General features: G+C 71.7%; 19 protein-coding genes. 10 read left to right on the forward strand and 9 right to left on the reverse strand.

The window, feature by feature from the left end:
- Positions 1-23: 23 nt before the first annotated feature.
- Positions 24-1124 (forward strand): MBL fold metallo-hydrolase, encoded by a 1101-nt coding sequence (locus N8J89_RS24595; protein ID WP_283659365.1) that lies wholly within the window; start codon positions 24-26, stop codon positions 1122-1124.
- Between the two features lie 147 nt (positions 1125-1271).
- On the opposite strand, the gene N8J89_RS24600 is transcribed toward N8J89_RS24595, so the two are convergent.
- On the reverse strand, positions 1272-1823 hold the full coding sequence (locus N8J89_RS24600; protein WP_283659366.1) for a CGNR zinc finger domain-containing protein: 552 nt from the start codon (positions 1821-1823) through the stop codon (positions 1272-1274).
- Positions 1824-1899: 76 nt separating this feature from the next.
- Here N8J89_RS24600 and N8J89_RS24605 point away from each other — a divergent pair, with 76 nt between their 5' ends.
- Positions 1900-2865 (forward strand): EamA family transporter, encoded by a 966-nt coding sequence (locus N8J89_RS24605; protein ID WP_283659367.1) that lies wholly within the window; start codon positions 1900-1902, stop codon positions 2863-2865.
- On the opposite strand, the gene N8J89_RS24610 is transcribed toward N8J89_RS24605, so the two are convergent.
- The 6 genes from N8J89_RS24610 to N8J89_RS24635 form a co-directional block, all read right to left on the reverse strand.
- Complete coding sequence (locus tag N8J89_RS24610) at positions 2817-5558, reverse strand: DUF5682 family protein (protein ID WP_283659368.1); 2742 nt, start codon at positions 5556-5558, stop codon at positions 2817-2819. The genes N8J89_RS24605 and N8J89_RS24610 overlap by 49 nt on opposite strands.
- Positions 5555-6667 carry an ATP-binding protein gene (locus tag N8J89_RS24615; RefSeq protein ID WP_283659369.1) on the reverse strand — a complete coding sequence of 371 codons (1113 nt, stop codon included), beginning with the start codon at positions 6665-6667 and terminating at the stop codon, positions 5555-5557. Before N8J89_RS24615 ends, N8J89_RS24610 begins: the two co-directional genes overlap by 4 nt.
- 10 nt (positions 6668-6677) lie before the next feature.
- On the reverse strand, positions 6678-8057 hold the full coding sequence (locus N8J89_RS24620) for a VWA domain-containing protein (RefSeq protein ID WP_283659370.1): 1380 nt from the start codon (positions 8055-8057) through the stop codon (positions 6678-6680).
- Positions 8054-9424 (reverse strand): hypothetical protein, encoded by a 1371-nt coding sequence (locus N8J89_RS24625; RefSeq protein WP_283659371.1) that lies wholly within the window; start codon positions 9422-9424, stop codon positions 8054-8056. Before N8J89_RS24625 ends, N8J89_RS24620 begins: the two co-directional genes overlap by 4 nt.
- Positions 9424-9921, reverse strand: a complete 498-nt coding sequence (locus N8J89_RS24630; RefSeq protein ID WP_283659372.1) for a hypothetical protein — start codon at positions 9919-9921, stop codon at positions 9424-9426. Before N8J89_RS24630 ends, N8J89_RS24625 begins: the two co-directional genes overlap by 1 nt.
- Before the next feature lie 110 nt (positions 9922-10031).
- A complete protein-coding gene (locus tag N8J89_RS24635) occupies positions 10032-10772 on the reverse strand; it encodes an SDR family oxidoreductase (RefSeq protein WP_283659373.1) in 741 nt (246 codons plus the stop codon).
- Positions 10773-10887: 115 nt separating this feature from the next.
- Here N8J89_RS24635 and N8J89_RS24640 point away from each other — a divergent pair, with 115 nt between their 5' ends.
- The 6 genes from N8J89_RS24640 to N8J89_RS24665 all read left to right on the forward strand — a co-directional run bounded on the left by N8J89_RS24640 (position 10888) and on the right by N8J89_RS24665 (position 17641).
- A complete protein-coding gene (locus N8J89_RS24640) occupies positions 10888-11355 on the forward strand; it encodes an RrF2 family transcriptional regulator (RefSeq protein WP_283659374.1) in 468 nt (155 codons plus the stop codon).
- A 160-nt stretch (positions 11356-11515) separates the two neighbouring features.
- Positions 11516-12877, forward strand: a complete 1362-nt coding sequence (locus N8J89_RS24645; protein WP_283659375.1) for an NAD(P)/FAD-dependent oxidoreductase — start codon at positions 11516-11518, stop codon at positions 12875-12877.
- Between the two features lie 9 nt (positions 12878-12886).
- Positions 12887-13756 carry a hypothetical protein gene (locus N8J89_RS24650; RefSeq protein ID WP_283659376.1) on the forward strand — a complete coding sequence of 290 codons (870 nt, stop codon included), beginning with the start codon at positions 12887-12889 and terminating at the stop codon, positions 13754-13756.
- A gap of 21 nt (positions 13757-13777) precedes the next feature.
- Positions 13778-16129, forward strand: a complete 2352-nt coding sequence (locus N8J89_RS24655) for a hypothetical protein (protein ID WP_283659377.1) — start codon at positions 13778-13780, stop codon at positions 16127-16129.
- On the forward strand, positions 16126-16704 hold the full coding sequence (locus N8J89_RS24660) for a hypothetical protein (protein ID WP_283659378.1): 579 nt from the start codon (positions 16126-16128) through the stop codon (positions 16702-16704). Before N8J89_RS24655 ends, N8J89_RS24660 begins: the two co-directional genes overlap by 4 nt.
- Positions 16705-16813: 109 nt before the next feature.
- The gene (locus N8J89_RS24665) at positions 16814-17641 is read left to right on the forward strand and encodes a poly(ethylene terephthalate) hydrolase family protein (protein WP_283659379.1); all 828 of its coding nucleotides are present in this window, start codon (positions 16814-16816) and stop codon (positions 17639-17641) included.
- On the opposite strand, the gene N8J89_RS24670 is transcribed toward N8J89_RS24665, so the two are convergent.
- Positions 17631-19169, reverse strand: coding sequence for an FAD-dependent monooxygenase (locus N8J89_RS24670; protein WP_283659380.1), 1539 nt, complete (start codon positions 19167-19169; stop codon positions 17631-17633). The genes N8J89_RS24665 and N8J89_RS24670 overlap by 11 nt on opposite strands.
- A gap of 74 nt (positions 19170-19243) precedes the next feature.
- Between N8J89_RS24670 and N8J89_RS24675 the strand changes: the two genes are divergently transcribed.
- Together N8J89_RS24675 and N8J89_RS24680 are read left to right on the forward strand one after the other, a co-directional pair.
- Positions 19244-19894 (forward strand): TetR/AcrR family transcriptional regulator C-terminal domain-containing protein, encoded by a 651-nt coding sequence (locus N8J89_RS24675; protein ID WP_283659381.1) that lies wholly within the window; start codon positions 19244-19246, stop codon positions 19892-19894.
- A 107-nt stretch (positions 19895-20001) separates the two neighbouring features.
- Entirely contained in the window at positions 20002-22119 is a 2118-nt protein-coding gene (locus tag N8J89_RS24680) for an amidase (RefSeq protein WP_283659382.1), read from the forward strand.
- A 47-nt stretch (positions 22120-22166) separates the two neighbouring features.
- Here N8J89_RS24680 and N8J89_RS24685 read toward each other — a convergent pair whose 3' ends face one another.
- Entirely contained in the window at positions 22167-23765 is a 1599-nt protein-coding gene (locus N8J89_RS24685) for an alpha/beta hydrolase (RefSeq protein ID WP_283659383.1), read from the reverse strand.
- Between the last annotated feature and the right edge of the window lie 45 nt (positions 23766-23810).

Raw genomic sequence — 23810 nt, forward strand, 5'->3', positions numbered from 1 at the left:
CTCGACCGGGGAGAATCGGCGGCATGACCCGATACCTGCTCGGCGCGCTCGCCGCCGCCCTGGCGTGGACGCTGCGGGATCTACCGGCCCAGCTCGGCGGCCGGGCCGCCGGGGCCAGCCTGGCCCGCTCCCCGCAGTACCGCGACGGGCTGTTCCGCAACCGGGTGGACGCGCTGGCCGCACCCGGCGCGCGGGCCAGGCTGGCGCGCGAGCTGTTCTTCGGCAAGCAGCGGCGCAAACCGGCAGGCGCGGTGCCGCTGGTCGAACCGGAGCCGCCGGTCGGGCAGGGCGTGCACCTGACTTGGTACGGACACTCCAGCTCGCTGGTCGAGCTGGACGGCGCGCTGATCCTGCTCGACCCGGTGTGGGGCGAACGGGTCTCGCCGCTGCCCTTCGGCGGGCCACGACGGCTGCACGAGGCGCCCGCGCCGGTGGAGGCACTGCCCGCGGTGGACGCGGTGGTGATCTCGCACGACCACTACGACCACCTGGACCTGGCCACCGTGCGGGCCCTGCTGCGCACCCAGACCGCGCCGTTCGTGGTGCCGCTGGGCGTCGGGGCGCACCTGCGGCGCTGGCGGGTGCCGGAGCAGCGGATCATCGAGCTGGACTGGTCGGAGTCCACCACCGTGGCCGGGGTGGAGATCATCGCGACCGAGGCGCAGCACTTCTCCGGGCGGGCGCTCAAACGCGACGACACGCTGTGGGCCTCCTATGCGCTGATCGGCCCCGAGCACCGGGTGTTCTACACCGGCGACACCGGCTACTTCCCCGGCTTCGCCGAGATCGGCGCGGCACACGGCCCGTTCGACGCGACCCTGGTGCAGATCGGCGCGTATGTGCGGGACTGGCCCGGCATCCACATGACGCCGGAGGAGGGCGTGGCCGCGCACCTGGACCTGCGCGGCGGGCTGCTGGTGCCGGTGCACTGGGCCACGTTCGTGCTGGGCGTGCAGGACTGGTCCGAGCCGGTGGACCGGCTGTGGGCCGAGGCGAAGGCGCGCGAGGTCGCGGTGGCGGTGCCCCGGCCCGGCGAGCGGGTCGACGTGGCCTCACCCGCGCCGGTGGTGCCCTGGTGGAAGCTCCTGGAGCCCCAAGCACCAGCCCACAACCCCCACCCATAACCCACCGCCGTGTTGGCCGTTGTCGTACACCGTGTTGGCCGAAGTCGTACCCGGTGTTGGCCGAACTGGTACGCCTGTTCGGCCAACACACCGTCCACAACGGCCAACACTGTGTACGACAACGGCCAACACGGCGGTGTTTGACCGTCAGTGCCCGGACTTGCGCTCGCGGAACGCGATCATGTTCATCCGGTTGCCGCACCGCACCCCGCAGAACCGCTTGAGCCCGTTGCGGGACAGGTCCAGCAGCAGGCCGGTGCAGTCCGGTGCGGCGCACACCCGGAGCCTGCGCATCTCGTCCATCCGGATCACGTCGGCCAGCGCCATCGCGGCCTCCACCCGGATGCGTTCGGCCAGCGGGGCGTCCGGGGCGGTGGCGTGGATGTGCCAGTCCAGGCCGTCGTGGCGGGCCAGGCGGGGCAGCGCCCGTGCCTCGCGCAGCATCCGGTTGACCACCTCCACCGCCTCGTCGCGGTCCAGCGTCCACACCTGCCGCAGCAGGTCCCTGGTGGCGCGGACCTCGCCGAGCTCGGCCTCGTCGTGGTCGATGCGGCCGGAGTAGGTGCACCGGGCCAGCAGGTCGTCCAGCTGCTCGACGGTGGCCAGCTCGTCCGCGCCGCTGCGGGAGGCGCCGGGGTCGGTGTTGCCGAGCATCACCACGAACTCCAGCGACTCCTCCGTGTCAGGGGCAAAACGCAATTTGACTCCTCACATCCCCGGACCTAGCGTCAGGACTGAAGCAACGTTAGCCCATGACACACAGCCGGGAGGCGCCATGAAGCTGTCGCCGACGTCCGCGGGGCTTGCCGCGGCGTTCGTCTCCGTAGTCTCCTTCGGCACCTCGGGGCCGTTCGTGAAACCGCTGCTCACCGCGGGCTGGTCACCCGCGGCCGCGGTGACCGCGCGGGTGCTGGTGGCCGGTCTGGTGCTGCTGCCGTTCACCCTGGCCGCCCTGCGCGGGCGCTGGGAGCTGCTGTGGCGCGGCCGGTGGCGGGTGCTCGGCATGGGACTCATCGGGGTCGCCTTCACCCAGCTCGCCTACTTCGCCGCGCTCCAGCGCATCCCGGTGGCCACCGCGCTGCTGGTGGAGTTCCTGGCCCCGCTGCTGCTGGTCGGCGTCACCTGGGTGCTGACCCGGCGCAGGCCGGGGCTGAGCGTGCTGGCCGGTTCGGTGCTCGCGGTCGGCGGGCTGGTGCTGGTGATCGGACCCGGCGCGGTGCAGGCGGTGGACCCGGTCGGCCTGCTCATCGCCTTCGGCGCGGCGATCGGCTGCGCGGCCTACTTCGTGATCGCGGCCCGGCCCAGCGAGGGCCTCTCGCCGGTGGCGCTGGCAGGGTCCGGGCTGCTGCTGGCCGGGGTGGTGCTGCTGCTGACCGGCGCGACGGGCCTGCTGCCGTTCACCGCGACCTTCGGCGAGGTGCCGCTGCTGGGTTCGCCCGCGCCGTGGTGGGTGCCGCTGCTGGTGGTCGGGGTGATCTCCACCGCGGTGGCCTACGCGAGCGGGATCGCCGCCTCCAACCTGCTCGGCTCGCGGCTGGCCTCCTTCGTCGGACTGCTGGAGGTGGTCTCGGCCTCGGTGTTCGCCTGGCTGCTGCTGGGCGAGGAGCTCTCGCCGTTGCAGCTGGCGGGCGGGGCGCTGATCCTCGGCGGGATCGCCGCCGTCCGGGCCGAACGCCCCGCCCCGCCCGCCGATCAGACTCCGGCCAGCACCTCCGTCACCGCGAGCGCGGTGTCCGGGTAGCGGCCGAGCAGCGCCACCCCCGCCGGAGCCGCGGCGGCCCAACCGCCGTCGCAGCCCAGCAGTCCGGCCAGTGCGTCGCAGGTGGCCGGGTGAACGGCCAGCAGCGCGAGACCCTGGGTGGCCCGCCGGGGCTGCGCCGCAACGGGTTCCGGGGCCAGCCACGGCGGCACCCACTCGTCCAGCGCCGCGAGCCTGCCCGGGAACAGGCGGCCCGCCTCCCGGATGAGCAGCGGCAACAGCTCCGCGCCGCGGGCGCGCAGGGTGGTGATCAGCGTCGGCAGCCAGGGCAGCAGCACCGGGTCCGGCAGCCGGGCGAAGGCGTTGGACACCGCCTCCACCACGAAGTCGGCCAGCGCGGGGGCCGGTTCCAGCGCGTGCACGAACCCGCTGAGGTAACGCGGATAAGCGTTCAGCACCAAGGGATTCGCCAGTAGCTCGTCGCAGCGGGACCGCAGCTCCGCGCGGGAGAGGCGGCCCAGCTGGACCTGCGCCGCCCACAGCAGCGCCACCTTCGAGGGCTCCTGCGGGTGTGACTGGGTGATGGCCAGTTCCAGCTGGGTCCGGTCGCAGCCGAGGGACAGCGCCAGGGACTCCATGCTGAACAGGAAGCCCAGCATCGCCGCGACCTGGCCGACCCCGGCGTCCTCGTCGGTGAACGCGGTGGGCAGCAGCGTGCAGTAGTGCGCGTAGCCGGCCTTGACGAAGGCCTCGATCCACTGCGGCAGCACGGGTTCGCTGGTGCGGTAGTGCGCGAGCAGCCCGCGCACCCGCCGCAGCACCTCCGGCGCGCCGTCCACCGTGCGTTCGGTGCTCAGCACCTCCAGCGCCCGCACGCCCAGCTCCCCGGCCAGCCGGGCGCTGCGCAGGTACCGCAGGGCGTCCTCCACCGCTTCCAGTACCGAGGCGGCGGTGGCCTGCGGGTGGTAAGCCTTGCGCCGCAAGCGTTGTTCCAGCACCTGCTCGATGCTGACGCCCTCGTAGCCCAGCTCGATCAGCGCCCGCTGGTGGGTGCCCAGCGCCAGGTCCCAGGACTCCTGGATCGGCCGCTCCCCGAGCCGCCGCTGCCCCATGATCGGCCGCGCGGCGCCCTGCGGCATCAGGTACCGCAGCATCCACAACACGTCCGAGCACAGCGCCAGCTCCGGCTGACCGGCGATGTCCAGCAACGCCCGCCGCACCCCGCGCTGGTCCAGCTTGAGGTTCAGCGGCGCGAGCCGGTCGTGCACATCCCGGGCCAGCGGCGGCAGCGCCTCGTAACCGACCTGGCCGATCCGGTCGCCGCCCATCATGATCTCGACCAGCCGGCGCACGTCCCGCCTGCCCGGCACCACGTCCTTCTCGATGCAGGTGACCGCCGCGTCCTGGAAGTCGTACGGCGTCGGCCGGGCCCGGTCCCGCATACCGGCCAACAGGATCGAGGTCTCGAAGACCGCGATCGCGTCGGCGGTGGAGGCGAGGTAGCCGTTGCGGCGGGCGGCGCGCACGATCTCCACACACCAGCCCAGCAGCTCCGCCTCGTCCAGCCCGTCCAGCACCGGCGGCCGTCGCAGGAACCCGGACAGCTGGTCCGCGGGCGTGGTCGCGGCCACCGGGGCGGGCAGGGCCGCGGGTTTCTTCCGCTTCGCCCCGGTCTGCCCGTCCAGCTGGAAGGGTTTCACCTTGGTGCGCTTGAGGTTCTTCGCCCACTCGGTGGCCGCGATGGACACCGAACCGGCGGCCAGCCCGAACTGGGCCTCGATCGCCGCGTTGCTGGACGGGATCAGCCCGTACTGCCAGGTGCTCGCGCTGCGCGGGCTGATCGTGAAGCCGTCGCTGCCCGCGACGCCGAACTCCGCGACCCGGCTGGCCGCGTGGAAGGCACCGCAGACGTAGAGGCAGTCGGCGGGATCAGTGCCGCTCGCGGCCAGGTGCTCGCGCATCCGCGTCCACATGTACCGCTCGCGGTCCTCATCCACCCGCACCCGGTGTGGATCACCGGGCGCGAGGCGGCGGAACAGGCTGCCGATCAGGAACATCACCTGCCGGTAGCTGTCGTGGTCGGTGTCGCCCAGCGGCAGCTCGACGTACTGGTGCCACCACTCCGACCAGTGCCGCACCTTGCCGTGGTGCAGCAGGTGCTCCTCCAGTTCGGCGAAGCGCGGCCGCAGGTCGCCGATCTCCACGCCGACCGCGTCGCCGTGCAGGGCGGCCTCCTCCTCGGCCGGTTCGGCGGCCGGGGTTTCCGGCCGGTCCCACTGGAAGACGTGGTCGGCGGAACGGTCCACCAGCACCAGCTCCACCCCGGGGGTGTCCAGCGCGTAGGCGATCGCCTGGTACTCCGCGGATGCCTCGGTGATCGGCGCGACCACCGACAGCGGCGACCAGTCGGCCGGGAAACCGTCCACTTCGGACGCGAACGCCTGCACCGCCACCGGCAACCGGCAGTTGCGCAGCTCGGTGAGCAGCGGGGCCAGGTCCTCGCACAGCTCCAGGTAGACCACCTTGGGCTGCTTCTCCCGCAGCCGCCGTGCCATCGCCACCGCCGAGGCCGGGGAGTGGTGGCAGACCGGGAAGATCTCCAGCGGCTCGCGCACCGCCCGGTCCACGTCGTCCACGATGCCGAGCAGGATCCCTTCCAGCGCACCGGGTCCGTCCGCGAACGCGGCGGCGGCCTCGCTCAGCTGGCCGCGCAGGGTGTCGAAGGCACCGCTCATGACAGGGTGGCGATCGCGTCGCGGCCGCCTTCGAGGAACTCCGGCCAGTTCCCGCCCTCGTCCTTGCTGCGCGGTTCGACGACCCCGTGCAGGTACTTGTTCAGGATCGCCAGGTCCTCCGGCGCGCGCCGGGCCAGTGAACCGACCAGCGAGGAGGCCAGCGTGCGGGCGGTCAGCTGCTGGGCGCCGAAGAAGTTGCTGTGCAGGATGGCGTCCTCCAGCACGCCGATCTGCTCCGCGGTGGACAGCGCGGACTCCAGCTTCTCGTCATCGCTGCCCGCGGCGGCCGCGGCCGCGCGCAGGTCGGCGAAGCTGCGCAGCAGCACGTCCAGCAGGGTGGGCGGCACGTCCAGCTCGATCTGGTGGCGGCGCAACAGCTCCTCGGTGCGGAAGCGGACGATCTGGGTCTCGCTCTTCTTGTTCGTCACCACCGGGATGCGCACGAAGTTGAACCGCCGCTTCAGCGCCGAGGACAGGTCGTTGACGCCCCGGTCCCTGCTGTTCGCGGTGGCGATGATGGAGAAGCCGGGCTTGGCGAAGACGATGTTGTCACTGTCCAGCTCCGGCACCGAGATGTACTTCTCGGACAGGATGGAGATCAGCGCGTCCTGCACGTCGCTGGTGGAGCGGGTGAGCTCCTCGAACCGGCCGATCGCGCCCTGCTCCATCGCGGTCATGATCGGCGAGGGGATCATGGACTGCCTGGACTGGCCCTTGGCGATGACCATGGAGACGTTCCAGGAGTACTTGATGTGGTCCTCGGTGGTGCCGGCCGTGCCCTGCACGACCAGGGTGGAGTTCCGGGAGATCGCCGCGGCCAGCAGCTCGGCCAGCCAGCTCTTGCCGGTGCCCGGGTCGCCGATCAGCAGCAGGCCCCGGTCGGAGGCCAGGGTGACGATGGACCGCTCGACGAAACTCCGGTCCCCGTACCACTTCTGCGCGATCTCCCGGTCCAGGCCGTCGGACCGCTCGGCGCCGAGGATGAACAGGCGCACCATCTTCGGCGAGAGCCGCCAGGCGAAGGGCTTGGGGTTGTCGTCGATGGACTCCAGCCAGTCCAGCTCCTCGGCGTACTTGAGCTCGGCGGGGGCGCGCAACAGGTCGGACATGTCGTGCCTTTCAGGAAGTCAGGAAGGTCTTGAGCTCGTGCACGAGCTTGCTGATGTGACCGGAGAGCACCGGCGTGCCGAGGTCCTTGAAACGCTCGCGGAACCACGGGTTCACGCTGCCCCGGCCGGCGCTGGTGACCGAGCCGACCGGGATGAACTTGGCCCCGGAGCGGTGGATCGCGGCCATGCTCTCGAACAGCGGCTCGCTCTGCCACTCGTAGAAGTCGGAGATCCACACCACCACGGTGTTGCGCGGTTCGGCGATCTTCGGCTGGGCCAGCGCCATGGCGACCGTGCCGTCGGTGCCGCCGCCGAGGTTGGTGCGCAGCAAGGTCTCGAAGGGGTCCTGCACCCACGGCGTGAGGTCCAGGGCCTGGGTGTCGTAGGCGATCAGGTGAACGTCCACTTTGGGCAGTCCGGCGAAGATGGAGGCCAGGATGGTGCAGTTGACCATCGAGTCCACCATGGAGCCGGACTGGTCGACCACCGCGATCAGCCGCTGCGGGGTGTTCTTGCGCGCGGTGTGCTTGTAGTAGAGCCGGTCGACGTAGAGCCGTTCCTCTTCCGGGCTCCAGTTGACCAGGTTCTTCCAGATCGTGCGGTCCAGGTCCAGGTTGCGGAAGACCCGCTTGGGCGGCACCGAGCGGTCCAGCGCGCCGACGGTGGCCTTCTCCACCTGGGTGCGCAGCACCTCGGCGACCTCGTCGACGAACCGGCGGATCAGCGACTTGGCGTTGGCCAGCGCCACCCCGGAGAGGTTGTCCTTGTCCCGCAACAGCTGCTCGATCAGCGACATGCTCGGCGTCAGCCGCGCGGCCAGCGCCGGGTCGGCGAGCACCTCGCGCAGGTGCATCCGCTTGACCAGATCCCCTTCCAGGGCAGCGAGTTCCGGCCCGATCTCCGGGATCAGGTTGCCCAGGTCGGGCGTGGGGCCGCCGATCCCGGTGCCGGTCGGGCTGACACCCCGGCCACCGGACCGGCCACCGCGCAGCTCCCCCGGCTTGCAGCCCAGCGCGCGTTCCAGCCAGGCCGCGTCGGCCTGCCAGCGGGACAGCTGCCCGGCGCTGACCGTGCCGGAGCCGGTGGCGAAGACGTTGAGCATCACCTTGGACACCAGCGCCGCCCGCCGCACCTCGGCCGCCTGGTCCCGGTCCGCGTCCGGGTCCGGGTCGACGAGCATCAGGCCGTCGAACTCCGCGGCCAGTTCCGGATGCCGCTGCACCACCGAGTCGACCCCGGCCTGCGGGTCCAGCAGGGCCGGTGGCAGGCCGATGTCCTCGACCACGGCGAGGCTGGCCGACTCCAGCGCGGCCTGCTCCTCCTGGTCGAACAGCCTGGCCAGCAGCCGCCAGTACAACACCTGGCGACGGTTCTCCTGCGCCTGAGTCATTTCCGCAGCAACCTTCCGGCGCGCTCGCGCAGCACGGCGGCAGCGTCGGTGGCGGCCTTCTCCGCCTTGACCCCGGCCTTGTCGCTGGTGCCCCCGGCCCACGCGCCCGCTTGAAGGGCAACGGTTTTCTTGCGCACGGTGGACTCCACGGCCAGCGGCTGCACGCGGAAGTCCCCGGCCTCCCAGCGCAGCAGTCCGATGCACGCGGTGGAGGTCGCGACGGCTTCCGGTGTGAGCGGCCCGGCGACCGGGATGCGGTCGGCGTCCACGGCCAGCCGGTGCCCGGCGATGGTGAGGGTCAGCGTGTCCTCGTCCCGCTCGATGGCATAGCCCTCAAGGAAAACCGGGACGGCGATGCGGGCCGGGTGCCGGTCCAGCGGCGCGGTCGCCGGGGTGAGCGCGGCAGGCAGCGCCACCCTGGCGGTGGCGAAGGCGTCGGCCGGTTCGCCGAGGCGGGCGTGCTCGTCCTGCCAGAGCAGGTCGCCCTCGGCGGTGACCGGCATGTCGGTCAGCTCCATCGCGCGGCCCTCGCTGACCGCGGTCAGCAGCGACAGGTGCGGCCGCAGCAGCTGCCAGATCCCCGCGCCGATGATGGTGTCCGGCTTGGGCGCGGACACGCTGGCCCGCACCAGCCGGGCCGGTCCGTCGGCAGGCTCGAACACCGCGTGCACCTGGGCCTGCGCGGCGGTCGGGTGCTCGTGCAGGTCGACGCCGAGCGGCAGCAGGCGGCCGGTGGCCGTGCTGATGGCGGGAGCGGGGCTGTCCAGGGTCAGCAGCATCGCGCGGGACCACAGGTCGGCCCAGCGGCGCAACGGGACCCGGTCCAGCGCCGCCCCGGGGCAGGACGCGGCGAGCTCGGCCGCGAAACCGTCCAGCAGGGCGGCCAGTCGCCGCAGGCCGGGCTCTGGCAGCAGTGCGGACACCACTGGCGCGGCACCGGAAACCAGGTCGTGGTCGATGCCCTGCCACCCGGCACGGGCCAGGTCGGCCAGCCAGGATCGGGCGGCGGCAAGCAGGTTCGGCGATTGGGGCGCACCGGGCGCGGACTCGATGTCCGTGTCCAGAGCGCGACCGGTGGCCTCGGTGACGCGGGCCAGCAGCGCGTCGTGCACCGAGCCGAACAGCGCGGTGCGGGCCGCGGCGAGCACGAGGAAGTGCTCCTCCCCCGCCGCCCCGGCCGCGGTCTTCGCCACCGCCTCGGCGACCCGGTCCGCCAGCGGCGAGCCCGCTAAAGCGTCGGCGAGCTCGAGCAGACCGGCGTGCTGCGGACGGAGCAGACCGGCGACCAGCGCCCCGTCGAAGGCGTCGATCGCGGCCAGGGCTTCGTCAAGTCCGGCAACGGGATCGGCGAGCAGGTCGGCGCGCATCACACCACCGCCCTGGTCGAGGGGAACCACTGCATCTCCGGCAGCGGCGCGGTGCTCGGGGCGAGTTCCAGGTAGGCCAGGTGCCGCAGGAACTGGCTGAACACCGGCGCGGCCGCGTTGCTGTCCCCCTGCGGCGGGTTGGCGTGGCTCATGGTCGCGGCGATGTCCTGCCCGGTCAGCTCCCCCGGCTCGACCCGCAGGTAGCGCGCCACCCGCTCGCCGCCGTACTGCACGACCGCCTCGGTGACCAGCGCCAGGATGTGGTTGCAGAAGTAGCCGCGGGCGCCGCCGCACGGGCGGTTGTTGTTGGTGCTACAGGTGAACGCGTACGTGCCTGCCGCGACCGAGGAGACGTACACCCGCCCGATGTCCGAGCCACTGGACACCACCCCCTGCACCCGTCCGTCGGCCAGTTCGACGAACGGGACCTTGGCCAGTTTGCGCGGCCGGGCGGGCGCCAGCACCCGGGCCGTGCTCGACCTCTGCCAATCGGACAACGCACCATCTCCTTCTGCCGAGTCCCGGTCACACCTCCGTGACGGGGACTCGGCAGAACGTAGTGGCGGCCACCGACAATTCCGATCTTGCCCAGCTCAGCCCGCCGGCGTCAGCTGGCCAGCCAGCCCACCAGCGAGGTCTCGCCGACCAGCGAGCCGGGGCCGGGGATCAGCGTCTTGCCGTCGAGCAGCGTGCCGAAGTAGCGGGCGGCAGGGTCGGTGACCACCTGGCGGGCGTCCTCGCGCGCCGCCAGCACGGTGCGGATCCACTCGTCCATGCCGAAGACCTCGGGGCCGCCGATCTCCACCACCCCGTTGAGCGGCGTGCCGACCGAGGTCCTGGCCACCAGGGCGGCGACGTCGGCCGCGGCCACCGGCTGCACCGCGCCGTCGGGCAGGATGACCACGCCGTCGGTGGTCGCGCTGTCGGCGATGCCATCGGCGAACTCGAAGAACTGGGTGGCCAGCACCAGCGAGAAGGGCAGTCCGGAAGCGCGGATCAGCTGCTCCTGGGCCACTTTCGCGCGCAGGTAGCCGGAGTCCGGCGCACGCTCGGAGCCGACCACCGAGAGCGCGACGTAGTGGCCGACCCCGGTCGCTTTGGCAGCCTCGACCAGGTTCCCGGTGGCGGTGCGGAAGAACGCGAGCACGTCCTCGTCGGCGAAGGACGGCGAGTTCGACACGTCGACCACCGCGTCCGCGCCCCGCAACACCTCCCGCAGCCCCTCGCCGGTGAGGGTGTTGACGCCGGTCGAGGGGGCGGCGGCCACCGCCTCGTGCCCGTGCTCACCCAGGCGGGCGACCACGTTCGACCCGATCAGACCCGTTCCGCCGATCACGACGACCTTCATGGTTGCTCCTCTCGCCGGCTTCCCCGGCTTGACTCCACTAATCTGGACATCCAGTATCCAGATTAGCAGGACAGCGAACACGTGCGCAGGCCCCCGTCATGGAATTCTGTCCGTCATGAGAATGGGCAAGGGCGTCGAGTGGGCACTGCACACGCTGCTCAACCTGAACATGGCCGGACCGGCCGCACTGGGCACCGGTCAGCTCGCCCGCGCCCACGGCCTGCCCGCGCCGTACCTGAACAAGCAGCTCCAGCAACTGGTCAGGGCCGGCCTGCTGGTCTCCACCGCGGGTTCCCGTGGCGGCTTCACCCTGGCCAAGCCGCTGACCGAGATCACCCTGCTGGACGTGGTGCTGGCCATCGAGGGCAACGAGCCGGCCTTCCGCTGCGAGGAGATCCGCTGCGGCGGCCGGATCGGCGAGCTCAGCCCCAAGCCGACCGGCCCGTGCCAGGTGAAATCGGCCATGTTGCGCGCGGAACAGGCCTGGCGCGAGGCGCTGTCCGCACAGACCCTGGCCGACATCCAGGCCGAGCTGGACCAGGAACCGGCCATCCGGACCGTGGTGCGGTCCGCTGTGGACTGACCCGATCGGACTGTCCTGTTCGGACTGACACCGGCGGCCGGTCATCGAGAAGGCAAACGCCGTGTTCTCCGCCCGCGACGGCGCGCTGGAGGGGCAGTTCGCCGCGACCTGGTGAGCGTGGGCCGTGCGCGGTGTGGCGACACTGGGCATGCTGGAACCCATGCCCCACTTCGCGCACGCCCTGGTCCTCGGTGGCGGCATCGCGGGCCTGTGCGCCGCGCTCGCGCTGGCCCCGCACGCGCGCACCGTGACCGTGGCCGAGCAGGACGCGGCCGACGCCGATCCCGGCGACCGCCGGGGCGTCCCGCACGCCCGGCACACGCACACCCTCTCCGGCGGCGGCGCCCGCGCGCTGGACCTGCTCGCCCCCGGCGTCACCGAGGCGCTGTACGCGGCTGGGGCGCAGCACTTCAACATGCCGGGCCGCTATGTCGGGCTGATCCCGTTCGGCTGGAACATGCGCTACCCGGGCAGGCAGTTCATCATCGGCTGCACCCGCGGCCTGCTGGAGGCGACCATCCGCCACCGGGTGCACGATCTTGCCAATGTCAAGTTCCTCGACCGCACCACCGTGCGCGGTCTCACCGGCGACACCGCCCGGATCACCGGCGCGCGGCTGGGCGAGTCCGGCACGCTGGCCGCCGACCTGGTGGTGGACGCCACCGGCCGCCGGTCGGTCTCGCCGCGCTGGCTGCGCGAACTGGGTTTCCCCGAGGTCGCCGAGGAGCGGGTGAACCCCGGCATCTTCTACGCCAGCGCCGCCTACCGGGCACCCGCGCACGTCGGCCCCGGCTTCCCCATCCTCAACATCCAGACCGGCCCCGGCGAGCCCCGGCGTGGCGGCGTCATCGTGCCGATCGAGGACGACCAGTGGATGGTCACCCTCTCCGGCGCGCCCGGCAGCCAGCCCAGCACCGAGCCCGCGGCCTTCCGCGAGTTCACCGCCGCCCTCCCCCACCCCAGCCTGGCCCGGCTGCTGGCGCTGGCCACACCGCTGGGCCCGGCCTTCGGCTTCCGCACCGACGCCAACCGGCTCCGGCACTTCGACCGCCTGCGCCCGGTGCCTGCCGGGTTCCTGGCCATCGGCGACGCCTGCGCCACCTTCAACCCGGTCTACGGCCACGGCATGGGCACCGCCATGCTCGCCGCCCTGCGCCTGCGCGCGGCCCTCGACCGCGGCCGGACCGGCACCAGGCACCTCCAGCGCACCGTGGCCCGCGCCTCCCGCACCGCCTGGGACCTGGCCACCGGCCTCGACCTCCGGCACGAGCAGACCGAAGGCCCCCGCCCCGGCCGCCTCGGCCGGCTCCGCGACCGGTTGCAGGACCGGATCGGCGCGGTCGGCGCGTACTCCCGGCCCATCGCCGACCTCCAGCACGACCTGTTCACCCTGTCCCGCCCGGCCGGTCGGGTGATGAACCGGCACGTGCTGCTGGCCGCGATCACCGGACCGCGCCGGCAAGGACTCCGTCAACCACCGTTCACCAGCGAGGAACTGCGCGCCTTCGACCCCCCGCCGTAGGCTGGCGCGGTGGACATCAGTGACTGGGTCGAGGACGTGCACATCAAGATCGACGTGCTCGACGACCTCCTCTCCGGCCGCGCTGACCTGGACTTCTCCCCCGGGTCCCTGATCGCGCTGGAAGCCGAGCTGCTGGACCGGATCGAGGACACAGAAGAGCTGACCGACCCCGACCAGCTGCCGTTCCTGGAGTGCGTGGTGGCCTACCTGGGCGAGATGCTGCTGCGGGTCGCCGGTGGCCGCTGGGCCGCCCCGTCAAGTGGGCTGCCGGTCCTCCGCCCGGCGGCGGAGCTCGGCCTCGAGGACACCGCGCCGCTGGACCTGGTCGCCGCCGCGATCCAGCGCCGGGACGGCACCGAGTTCCGCCGGACCCACCGCGCCTGGCAGGAGGCCGTGCGCGAGTACCGCCAGACCCACCCGGGCTGGGCGCCGGAGAAGGACTACACCCCCGGCCTCGACGTGCCCCGTCCGGAACCGTCTGCCGAGCTGGACGCCTGGCTGGCCCGGCGCGAGCAGGAGTTCCCGGCCTGGCGCGCCCGCTACGGCGCCGGGGAGGACTGGGACTTCACCGCCGACTCGCTCGACGCGCTCACCGAGGCGGTGTTCCGGGAGACGCCGACCACGGCGAAGTTCCAGGAGCACAACGATTTCGTCGAGGGCGCCAGCTGGTACTGGGGCGAGGTGCTGCGCCGCTCCGCACCGGCGGAATGGCAGCACACCCCCGGCGAACGGACCAACCGCAGCACCACCATCGGGTACTTCTGGGTCCGCCGGCCGGACGCCGACCGGTCCTACACGCCGGAGCTGAACCTGGCGCACATGGTGGAACTCGGCGACCACAAGCGATTGCACACCGTTCTGGCCCGCTGGAGCGGTTGACCGCCCGCCCATACTGAGGGCGTGCTGGGGAACACACCCGCGAGCCTGGGGCGTCGGCTCGCGACTCTGGTCATCGCCGCTGTCCTGTTACTGGCCGGACTGCCGTTCGCACCGGCCTTCGCCGCGCCGCCCTTCGAGCTGCCCGGGGTGGCCGCTGGGCAGGCGGACGACATCCGGGGTGTGTACGAGTACGACGACTACGACCACCTGAACGCGGTCCCGCCGCCACCGGATCTCGCGGCCATCCAGGTCGACTCCTTCGCCAAGTGGGACGAGCTGAAGATGGGCACGAAGGAGCACCTGTACGCGCGCTGGAAGTCCTACGTGACGCTGCAGGAGGCGAGTGACTGGGCGTCCTGGCGGTTCTTCCACCTGGCCCGCAACCGCTCGAACTCCGCGGCCCTGATGGCCGTCGCGGAGCCGTCGGTGGCGGCGCTGGCCGAGCTCGACGATCCCAGCGAGTACAAGGCAGGCTCGGTGGAGAAGATGTTCGCCGAGTGGCGCAAGGCGCTGGACCGCCGCAACAGTCCCAGGTGGAAGGCGCCGGACTGGGAGCGCTGGCGGGCAGGCGTCGTGCGCGGGCAGAACAGCCGCGTCCGCGGCGGCCAGGAAGGCTTCGAGCGGTTCTTCAAGGTGGAGTACTTCGAGCGGGAAGGGTTGCTGGAGCAGGGCGAGTTCCGGTTCAACGAGCAGATCCCCGCCGACATCAAGGCAAAGCTGCCGCCGGACATGGCGAAGTTCAACCGCCCCTTGGACGTCGCCGACTTCACCAAGACGAAGCTCATCTTCGAGGAGAAGTCCGGCAACAAGCTCGGCAAGGAGCAGTGGAAGCAGCTCGCGGACATCCTCAAGATCGCCGAGGTGGCCCGTTGCGAGGTCGTCTACGTCTTCGGCGCCCAGCCGAGCAAGGCCACCATCGACCGGATCAAGAAGATGGCTGCTGCCGCCGGGGTGCCGATGGAGGTCCGGCACTTCCGCGCCGTGCCGCAGAAGAAATCAGAACTCGCGCAGTCCGGCGGCCGGCGCGCCGGGCCGGGCGTGCTCACCCCGCCGGGCCAGTTCACCGCGGACACCCCGTTCACCGACCTGGTCGAGGCCGCGCCGGACTCCCCCGAGGAAGCCGCCGAGCAGGAGGCGATCCGCGAGTCCCTGATCGAGACCACCGAGGACAACCCCGAAGGCAACCGCGCCGACCTGGAGCCGGACCTCGGCGGGGTGGACTTCACCAACCTGGAGCTGCGCTACGTCTCCGACACCTACCACAACGGCCCCGGCGTGCAGTACGCGTTCAAGGCCGACAGCCTGCCGGAGGACCAGCAGTCCTTCGGCGGCAGGCGCAACGCGCGGCTGGCCTCGGACTCCTTCTTCGTCTGGCTGGCGCTGACCCCGGACAAGTTCTGGGTCAACCTCAACCCGGACGAGCCGAACCGGATCATCGACGCGCAGTTCGGCAGGACCGACGCGGGCCGGGTGCTGCTGGAGGCGGACCTGGCGATGAAGAAGTCGGTGGCCAGGTTCATCCACCCGGACAGCCCGGGCGGCAAGCGGTACTGGGACGCCCTGCGCGGCAAGACCCGCTGCGTGTCCATGCGGCAGTGGATCGTGCCCGCCCCCGCCGTGGTGCGCGAGGACGGCAACGAGCTGTTCATCCTGGACACGCCGTTGCAGGTGAAGATGGAGACCGAGTACTACAAGAGCAAGCAGACCGGGGACGTCTCCTGTGACGCGCAACAGGATCCGGAGATCACCCGGCACAACGAGCAGGTCTACCGCACCCAGATCCTGCCCCAGGTGCAGGACGCGGTGAACAAGGCGCCGGAGTACGCCGACCTGCGCCGGGTCTACGCCAGCCGGGTCGCCGCCGAGTGGTTCCGCAAGCGCGAGATCACCAAGCGCACCGCCTACGCCGAGGTGATCAACCGGGGTGACATCAGCCGCTGGGCCTCCCAGGACAAGTGGACGCCGCGGGAGGTCTTCGACCGGTACGTGCACTCGTACCGGAACGGCGAGTTCAACATCACCCGCACCACCACCGAGGGCAACGTCATCTACACCCACACCTTCATCTACGGCGGGGTGAACTTCAGCCAGGTCGACCGCAGACCCATGGACGGCACCAGGTTCTCCCGCGAACACCCGGCCCTGGCGGCCTCGGCCAAGAACGCGCTGCACGGCGAGAACACCGACGGCCGCACGGTGTGGGCCGGTGGCCTGACCACCAAACGCCCATTGACCGAGGCGCTGCGCACACCCGCTCCGGCCACCTCGAACGCGCTGTTCTGGACCCTGGCCACGATCCCACTGGCCGGTTGGCTGGTAGTCGGCTTCTGGCTGGTCCGCAGGCGCCGCAACGGGATCGAGGCCACGGCATGACCGCCCCCGCCCTGCCCAAGGCGCCGAACCCGGTGCTGCTGGGCAACTTCCTGTTCGCGGGCGCCGGGGCGTGGGCGCTGGTGGCCATGGTCGGCGGTTTCTTCGCCATCCCGGAATACCACTTCCAGCAAGGAAAACTGACCGGCGACGAACTGCTGACCAGGGTGGCCGGACTCGGCCTGACCGTGTTCGCCGTCGGCGCGCTCCTCTTCGCCCTCGTCGCCGTCCTGCTGGCCCTGCTGTCGGGCAGCGGCCGCAACCCGGCCCGGATCCTGATCTGGATCCTGGGCAGTGCGGCGGTGCTGGCCAACCTCGGGTTCGTCGTCTTCGGCGCGTTCTCTTCGCTGCCGTGGTACGGGGTTCTGGTCGACGTCACCGGGGTGGCGATCCTGTTGTGCGCGGGCGCGTCGATCGTGCTGCTGGCGCTGCCCGCCTCGCGGCAGTTCTACCACGCGGCGCGGCAGGCGCGGCTGGCCGAGCACCAGCGGTGGCAGCAGGCGCAGCTCGCACAGCAGCCCGGGTACTGGCCGCCCCCGCCGCAGGGGCCGTACGGACCACCGGAGCAGCCCCGCTAGAGGTGTTGTGGCCGGTCACAATCCGCTGTGGAAAAGTCTGGATCCGGTTCCGTACTCAGCCGAACCGCCCGCTGTGATGATGACGGGCATCCGGCCAAGAGGAGGAACAATGGCGTACCGATCGAGGCGGATGGCAGGACTGGCGTTCATCACCACGGCCCTGCTCCTGACACCCGTCCAGGCCGCCGCGGCCCCGCCCAGCCACTTCGAGGCGCCGGGGCCGCACGCGGTGACCAAGGTCCGCGGCGGCCCCGACCACACCCTCTACTACCCGAGCGACCTGGGCAGCGGCGGCATCCAGCACCCGGTGCTGGTCTGGGGCAACGGCACCGGCGTCTCCCCGGAACCCTATGACGCGCAACTGCGCCACCTGGCCTCCTGGGGCTTCGTGGTCGCGGCGGCGAACACCACCCAAGCGGGCTCCGGCCGGGAGATGCTCGACGGCGCGCGCTTCCTGATCGCCGAGGATTCCCGGCCGGGCAGCGTCTTCCACGGCAAGATCGACGAGACGAAGGTGGGCGCGGCCGGTCACTCCCAGGGCGGTGGCGGCGCGATCGCGGCCGGCGCGGATCCGTTGGTGGACACCACCGTTCCGCTCATGCCCGGCCCGCAGGGCTCGGTGCCCGCGCTCAACGGGCCGAGCCTGTTCCTGGCCGGTCAGCTCGACCTCATCGTGCCCTCGGTCTACGTCCGCGGCCGCTACTCCTGGGCCGGGCACGTGCCCGCGGTCTTCGCCGAGCTGAAGGGAGCCGACCACTTCTTCCCCGGTGACACCCGGATCCGCGCTGCCGGAGTGATGACCGCGTGGTTCCGGCACTGGCTCTCCGGTGATGCGAACGCCCGGGAGATCTTCTTCGGCGCGGACTGCCTGCTGTGCCAGGACAAGTCCTGGTCCGCGGTGGCCCGCAACGAGAAGGCCAGGCAGGTCAGGGACTGAGCATCAGCGCGGGACCGAACCAGCTGTCCAGCGCCTCGGGCAGCCCGGTCAGCTCGGCGTCCGAGGTGGCCCAGGCGACGTAGCCGTCCGGGCGGAGCAGCACCGCGGTCAGTTCCGGATGGGACGGGCAGGCCGCGCCGACCACCCGGACCCGGTCGGCGTGGCCCGCCCCGATATCGCGGATCTCCTTGCGGTCCACCAGGTCCAGCAGCACCGCGCGGCCCCCGCCCAGCAGCACCGGCAGCGGGTCGGCACCGGTCAGTTCGAGCGGCGGTGCGAACCGGCCGACGAGAGGGTGTGCGGAGCCCGGGGCGTAGTCGATGTCGAGCCCGTTGGCCATCTCGATGAAGTGCCGCTTGGCCGCCGGGATCGTCAGGGTCTCCCGCAACACTTCGCGCAATGCGGCCACTTGAGCGCCGGGCCGCAGCAGCGCCACCTGGGCCCTGGTGTTGCGCAACACCCGCTCCCCCACCGGGTGCCGCTCGGCGGTGTAGCTGTCCAGCAGCGACTCCGGGGCCAGGCCGCGCACCACCAGGCCGAGCTTCCAGCCGAGGTTCAGCGCGTCCTGCAACCCGAGGTTGAGGCCCTGCCCGCCGATCGGTGAGTGCACGTGCGCGGCGTCCCCGGCCAGCAGCACCCGGCCCCGCCGGTAGGTCTCGGCCTGCCTGGTGTTGTCGCTGTACCGGATGGCGGCGGCCAGCTCGGTGATGGTCACCTCGGTCCCGCTGACCCGGCTGATGCTGGCCGCCATCTCCTCGGCGGTGACCGGCTCGTCCCGGTCGGCCGGTCCGCCGTCGAACTCGATGGTGGCGATCTCCCCCGGCACCATCGACAGGCTGAGCAGCCCGCGCGGGCCGTGCAGGGCGGCGGTGATCGCGCCGGGATCGGCGAGCTGGGCGACAGCCGTCCGGCCGGTCATCGTCGCGTCCGTGCCGGGGAAGGCGATCCCGGCCCGCTTGCGCACGGTGCTGCGGCCGCCGTCGCAGCCCACCAGGTAGGCCGCGCGTACCGAGCTCCCGTCGGCCAGCACCGCCCGGACCCCGGTGTCCTCGGGCTGCACGTCCACCACCGGGCAGCCGGCGCGGATCCGGACGCCCAGCTCTGCCAACCGGTCGGCCAGCAGCCGCTCCAGCACGTGTTGCTGGAGGACGAACTGGGTGGGCGGGCCCCCGGGATCGGCCGCGTCCTCGATCAGTGGCAGGCCGCCGAAGTGCCCCTTGGCCCGGTTCGCCGAGAGCAAGCGCACCAGGTCGCGGGTCGGGTCCTCGCCGTCAGCTTCCCCGCCGGAGGCGAGCAGGTCGAACAGCTCTGCCTGGGCCGCGGCCAGCCGATCGGTCAGTCCGCGCAGCCGCAGCGACTGCACGGTCCGGCCGTTGAGGCCGCGCAGGCCCAGGCTGCGGGTCCGGCGCAGCGCCCCGTCGGCCGCCTCCAGCACCAACGGATCGGCCCCGGCCAGGCGCAGCTCGGCAGCCAGCAGCAACCCGGTCGGCCCGCCGCCCACCACGATGACCTCAGTCAGCGCACTCACCCCCACTTACGGCGTATATGTACGCTGTAAATATGATATGTACACCGTAAACCTGTCAAGCGAGGGAGAACCGGATGGCGCGCAGGGAGCCGTTGAACCGGGAGAAGGTCCTGGACGCGGCCCTCGCGCTGGCCGCGGCGGAGGGCCTGGACGGGCTGTCCATGCGCAAGCTGGCCAAGTCCCTCGGCGTCGAGGCGATGGCGCTGTACAACCACGTGGCGAACAAGACCGACATCCTGGACGGCATCGCCGCGCGGGTCTACGCCGAGATCGAGCGCCCCGACCCGGCCCTGCCCTGGGCCGAGCGGGTCCGCGCCACCGCGCTGAGCTTCTACCGCGTGCTCAGCCGCCACCCGGTGGTGCCGCTGGCCCTGGTCACCGACCAGGCCAACCCCACCACACTGCGCGCGCTGCAACCGATCGACGACCTGATCGGCGCGCTCTACGAAGCCGGTCTTGACGATGACGGCGTGCGCCAAGCGCTGGGCGCGCTGAACGGCCTGATCTTCGGCTCACTGCTGCTGACCACCGCCGGGTTCGCCCGCGCGCACAGCGAACCCGGCGAGACCGGGCACACCGAGATCTACCTCCGGCGGGTGGATCCGGCCAAGCTGCCGCACTTCAGCCGGGCCCTGCCCGCACTCGGCGCGGCCCGGCCGGAACAGGACTTCGAGCGGGCGCTGGACCTGTTGCTCACCGGCCTGACCGCAGCCGCTCCTTCCTGATCGGCAGTTCCACCGGAGGTTTTCCCGGTATGGCCTCCTCGCCCCGATGATGTTGCTGGAAAAGTGCTTCGTGGCCCGCCCGCCTGGCACCACGGAGGAACCGCACCATGCACCATCACCTGCCCCGGTCGTCGCCACCAGGCAGCCGGGTCCTGCTTGCCCTCGGTCTCGGCCTGACCTTGCTCGCCACCGGCTGCACCGGCCCGGAGCCCAGCCAGCCGCCCAAGCCGTTCGTGCTCCAGGACGCCGGGATCGCCGAGATCGGGCGCGCGCTCGGCTCGGGCGCGCTGACCAGCGTCGAGCTGACCGCGATGTACCTCAACCGCATCCAGGCCTACGACGCCAACGGGATCAGGCTGAACTCGGTCGTGGTGCCCAACCCGGAGGCGCTGGCCGAGGCCGCGGCCGCCGACCAGCGGCGCGCGGCGGGCAAGGTGCTCGGGCCGCTGGACGGGATCCCGTTCACGGTCAAGGACAGCTACATGGTCAAGGGGCTCACCGTGGCCTCGGGATCACCGGCGTTCAAGGACCTGGTGGCCGGTAGTGACGCCTTCACCGTGCGCAAGATCCGCGAGGCCGGCGGGGTGCTGATCGGCAAGACGAACATGCCGCCGATGGCCGCCGGTGGCATGCAGCGCGGGCTGTACGGCCGCCCGGAGAGTCCCTACCACCGCGACTACCTGGCCGCGGCCTGGAACTCCGGTTCCTCCAACGGTTCCGCGGTGGCCACCGCGGCGAACTTCGCGGTGTTCGGCATGGGCGAGGAGACGGTTTCCTCCGGTCGCTCCCCCGCCTCCAACAACGCACTCGTCGCCTACACCCCCTCCCGCGGCCTGCTCTCCATCCGCGGCAACTGGCCGCTGTGGCCGGTGATGGACGTGATCGTCCCGCAGACGCGCGGCATGGACGACCTGCTCACCCTGCTCAACACCATCGCGGTCAAGGACGAGCAGACCGCCACCGACTTCTGGCGGGACCAGCGCGCGGTCGCGCTGCCCTCGGTGGAGCAGCTGCGCCCGGCCGACCACGCCTCGCTGCGGAAGCCGGATGCGTTGCGCGGCAAGCGGTTGGGCGTGCCGAAGATCTACATCGGCGAGGACCTCGGCGGCACCGACCCGATCGAGATCCGGCCGTCGGTCCGCGTCCTGTGGCAGCAGGCGGCCGAAGACCTGCGCAAGCTGGGCGCCGAGGTGGTGCCGGTGGACTTCCCGGTGGCGCACAACCAGGAGCTCGACCGGGTAGGCGCGGTGTCGGCCTACGAACGCGGCCTGCTGCCGCCGGACTTCCTGCGCACCATGGAAAAAGTGGACGCCTACAGCGCGGAGCGGTTCCTCAAGTCCGTCGGCGACCCGCGGCTGAGCTCCTGGACCCAGGTGGACATGGCCAAGGTCTTCCCGGTCGACCCCGGTTCGATCGAGGAGAAGGAGGGCGTGGACAACCTGGAGTTCTTCCGCAACCATCCCCGGCTGGTGGCCGAGGGGGTGCCCAACCAGTGGAGCGAGGTGCCGGGACTGGCGGAGTCGTTGCGGGGCTTGGAGAACACCCGCAAGGCCGACTTCGAGGACTGGCTCAAGGCGCGTGGCCTGGACGGCGTGGTGTTCCCGGCCAACACCGACATCGGCCGGGCCGAGGCGGATGTGGACAAGGCGGCCAACGCGGCGGCCAGGAAGAACGGCACCCGGCTGTCCACCATGAACCAGACCATGCGGCTGCTGGGCATCCCGAGCGTGTCGGTGCCGATGGGGCTGATGGAGGACACCCGGATGCCGGTGAACCTGACCTTCGCCGGCCCGGCCTACCAGGACAACACCCTGCTGTCCTTCGCCTACGCCTACGAGCAGGCCACCCACCGCAGGGTGCCGCCCACCCGCCCGGCCCCACTGGCCGACGAGACGGTCGAACTGGCCAAGAACCCCTTCCCCGAACCGGGAACGCGCACCGAGCGGGACGGTCCACAGGTCACGCTGACGTCCACAGTGGACGGAGAGGCGCTGAAGGTCAACGGCACCGCGGCCGATCCCAGTGGCATCGCGCAGACCCGGTTGTACGTCAACGGCGAGCGGCTCACCACCACCGGCGACGAGAAGGCCTGGGCGGCGGAGGTCCCGCTGGCGAAGTACCGGTCCCCCGGCGCGCACCGGGCGGACAGCCTGCTGGTGCTCGCGGTGGTGAAGGACCGCGGCGGCAACACCACGGTCAAGACGGTGACAACCCCGCTGAAGTGAACCGCGGTCCGTGCCCTGCCGGGATGGACAGGGCACGGACCCGGTGGTCAGTGGATGCCGCTGGTCTCCAGCCGCCGCACGATCCCGGTGGCCAGCTCGACCACATCCGGTTCGCCCTGCGGGGCCTGCACGGTGGCGCCGTCGACCGGGATGTCGGCCGGCTTGTCCACGCCTGCGCACTCCGAGCGGGTGGCCGGCAGGATGCCGTCGACCAGGTAGCGGTTGACCGTGCTGTCCACGCAGGCGCCGCCGCTGCCGTACTGGCCGTGCTCACCGTCGTTGGGCACGCTGATCAGGTGGTGCCGCAGGGTTTCGGCCATCGCCACCCCGTTGGGGTAGGCGGTCTGGGTGTCGCCCTCGGCGTGCACGACCAGGCCGGTCGGGTAGGCGGTGCGGGTGATCCGGGGCAGCGGCTCGGTGCGGGTGAAGCCGCGGAATGCGCAGTTGGTGGGGGCCAGGAAGGACACCGTGCGGCCGTAGGGGTGGCTGTCCCGCCACTGCCGCATGTCCCGGTAGTAGTCCCGCTGGTCGCTCGGCCAGTCCCACTCGCAGGTCACCGCCTGGAAGGCGCCGGCCGAGGTCGGCTTGACCAGCGAACGCTTGGCCAGCTCCAGCAGGGCGGCGTTGCGCTTGGCCAGCTCGGGATTCCCGTTGCCGTGCAAGGAGTCCAGCAGCTCGCGGACCTGCTGGGAGAACCCGGCCCACACCGCGCGGTAGCGGGTGTAGAAGCCGGTGAAGGTGTCCAGGTCGGTGACGTCGCCCAGCCCGCCGACCGGCTTGGTGGCCAGCGCGGCGGCGATCTCGTCCAGTCCCGCGCGGATCTGCGCCGGGGTGGTGCCCAGGCGGAAGGTCTTGTGCCGCGCGGCGGTCCAGGCGGCCCAGGAGTCGAAGTTGAACTTGATCGAGTGCGCCGAGTCGAGGTCCTGCTCGTGCCAGGTCTTGTTCGGGTCCATCGCGGAGTCCAGGACGCTGCGGTCCAGGTTGCGCGGGAACAGCGTGCCGTACATCGCGCCGAGCCAGGTGCCGTAGGAGTAGCCGAAGTAGTTGATCTTCTTCTCACCCAGCGCGCCGCGGATGACGTCCATGTCCCGCGCGGTGTTGCGAGTGGTCACGTGCTTGCGGTAGTCCCCGCCCGCGCGCACGCACCCGTCCTCGACATCCCGGGCCGTCGCGGTGAAGTTCGGCAGCTGCGCCTCGGTCGGCCGGGATGGCTGCGGCAGCTCCAGCAGGCTGGCCTCGCACCGCAGCTGGGTGGACTGCCCCACCCCGCGCGGATCGAACCCGACCACGTCGTAGACCCGGCCGACCGGCTGGCCGGCGAACCGGTTCGGCAGCCCCAGCCCCGAACCGCCAGGACCGCCGGGGTTGACCAGCAGCACCCCGCGCCGACCGGCCGGGTCGGTGGCCTTGCGGCGGCTGATCGCCACCTGCACCCGCTCCGCGCCGGGCTTGGCGTAGTCCATCGGGACCACCACCGTCGCGCACTCCAGCCCGGCCAGGGCCGCGCACGGCGCCCAGCTGAGCTGCTGCTGGTAGAAAGCCTTCAGCCTGGCAGGCACCCCGTCGGCGGCCAGCGCGGGCACCCCGCCCGCGCCGAGTAACGCCACACCCGCCATGCCCGCCACGCCCCACTGCCGCAACCGCACCCTGATCTCCCGTCCGTAGCCGAAAGATCATCCTCGCCCGGCGGG

It is taken from the genome of Crossiella sp. CA-258035 (genome assembly GCF_030064675.1).
Lineage (GTDB): Bacteria > Actinomycetota > Actinomycetes > Mycobacteriales > Pseudonocardiaceae > Crossiella.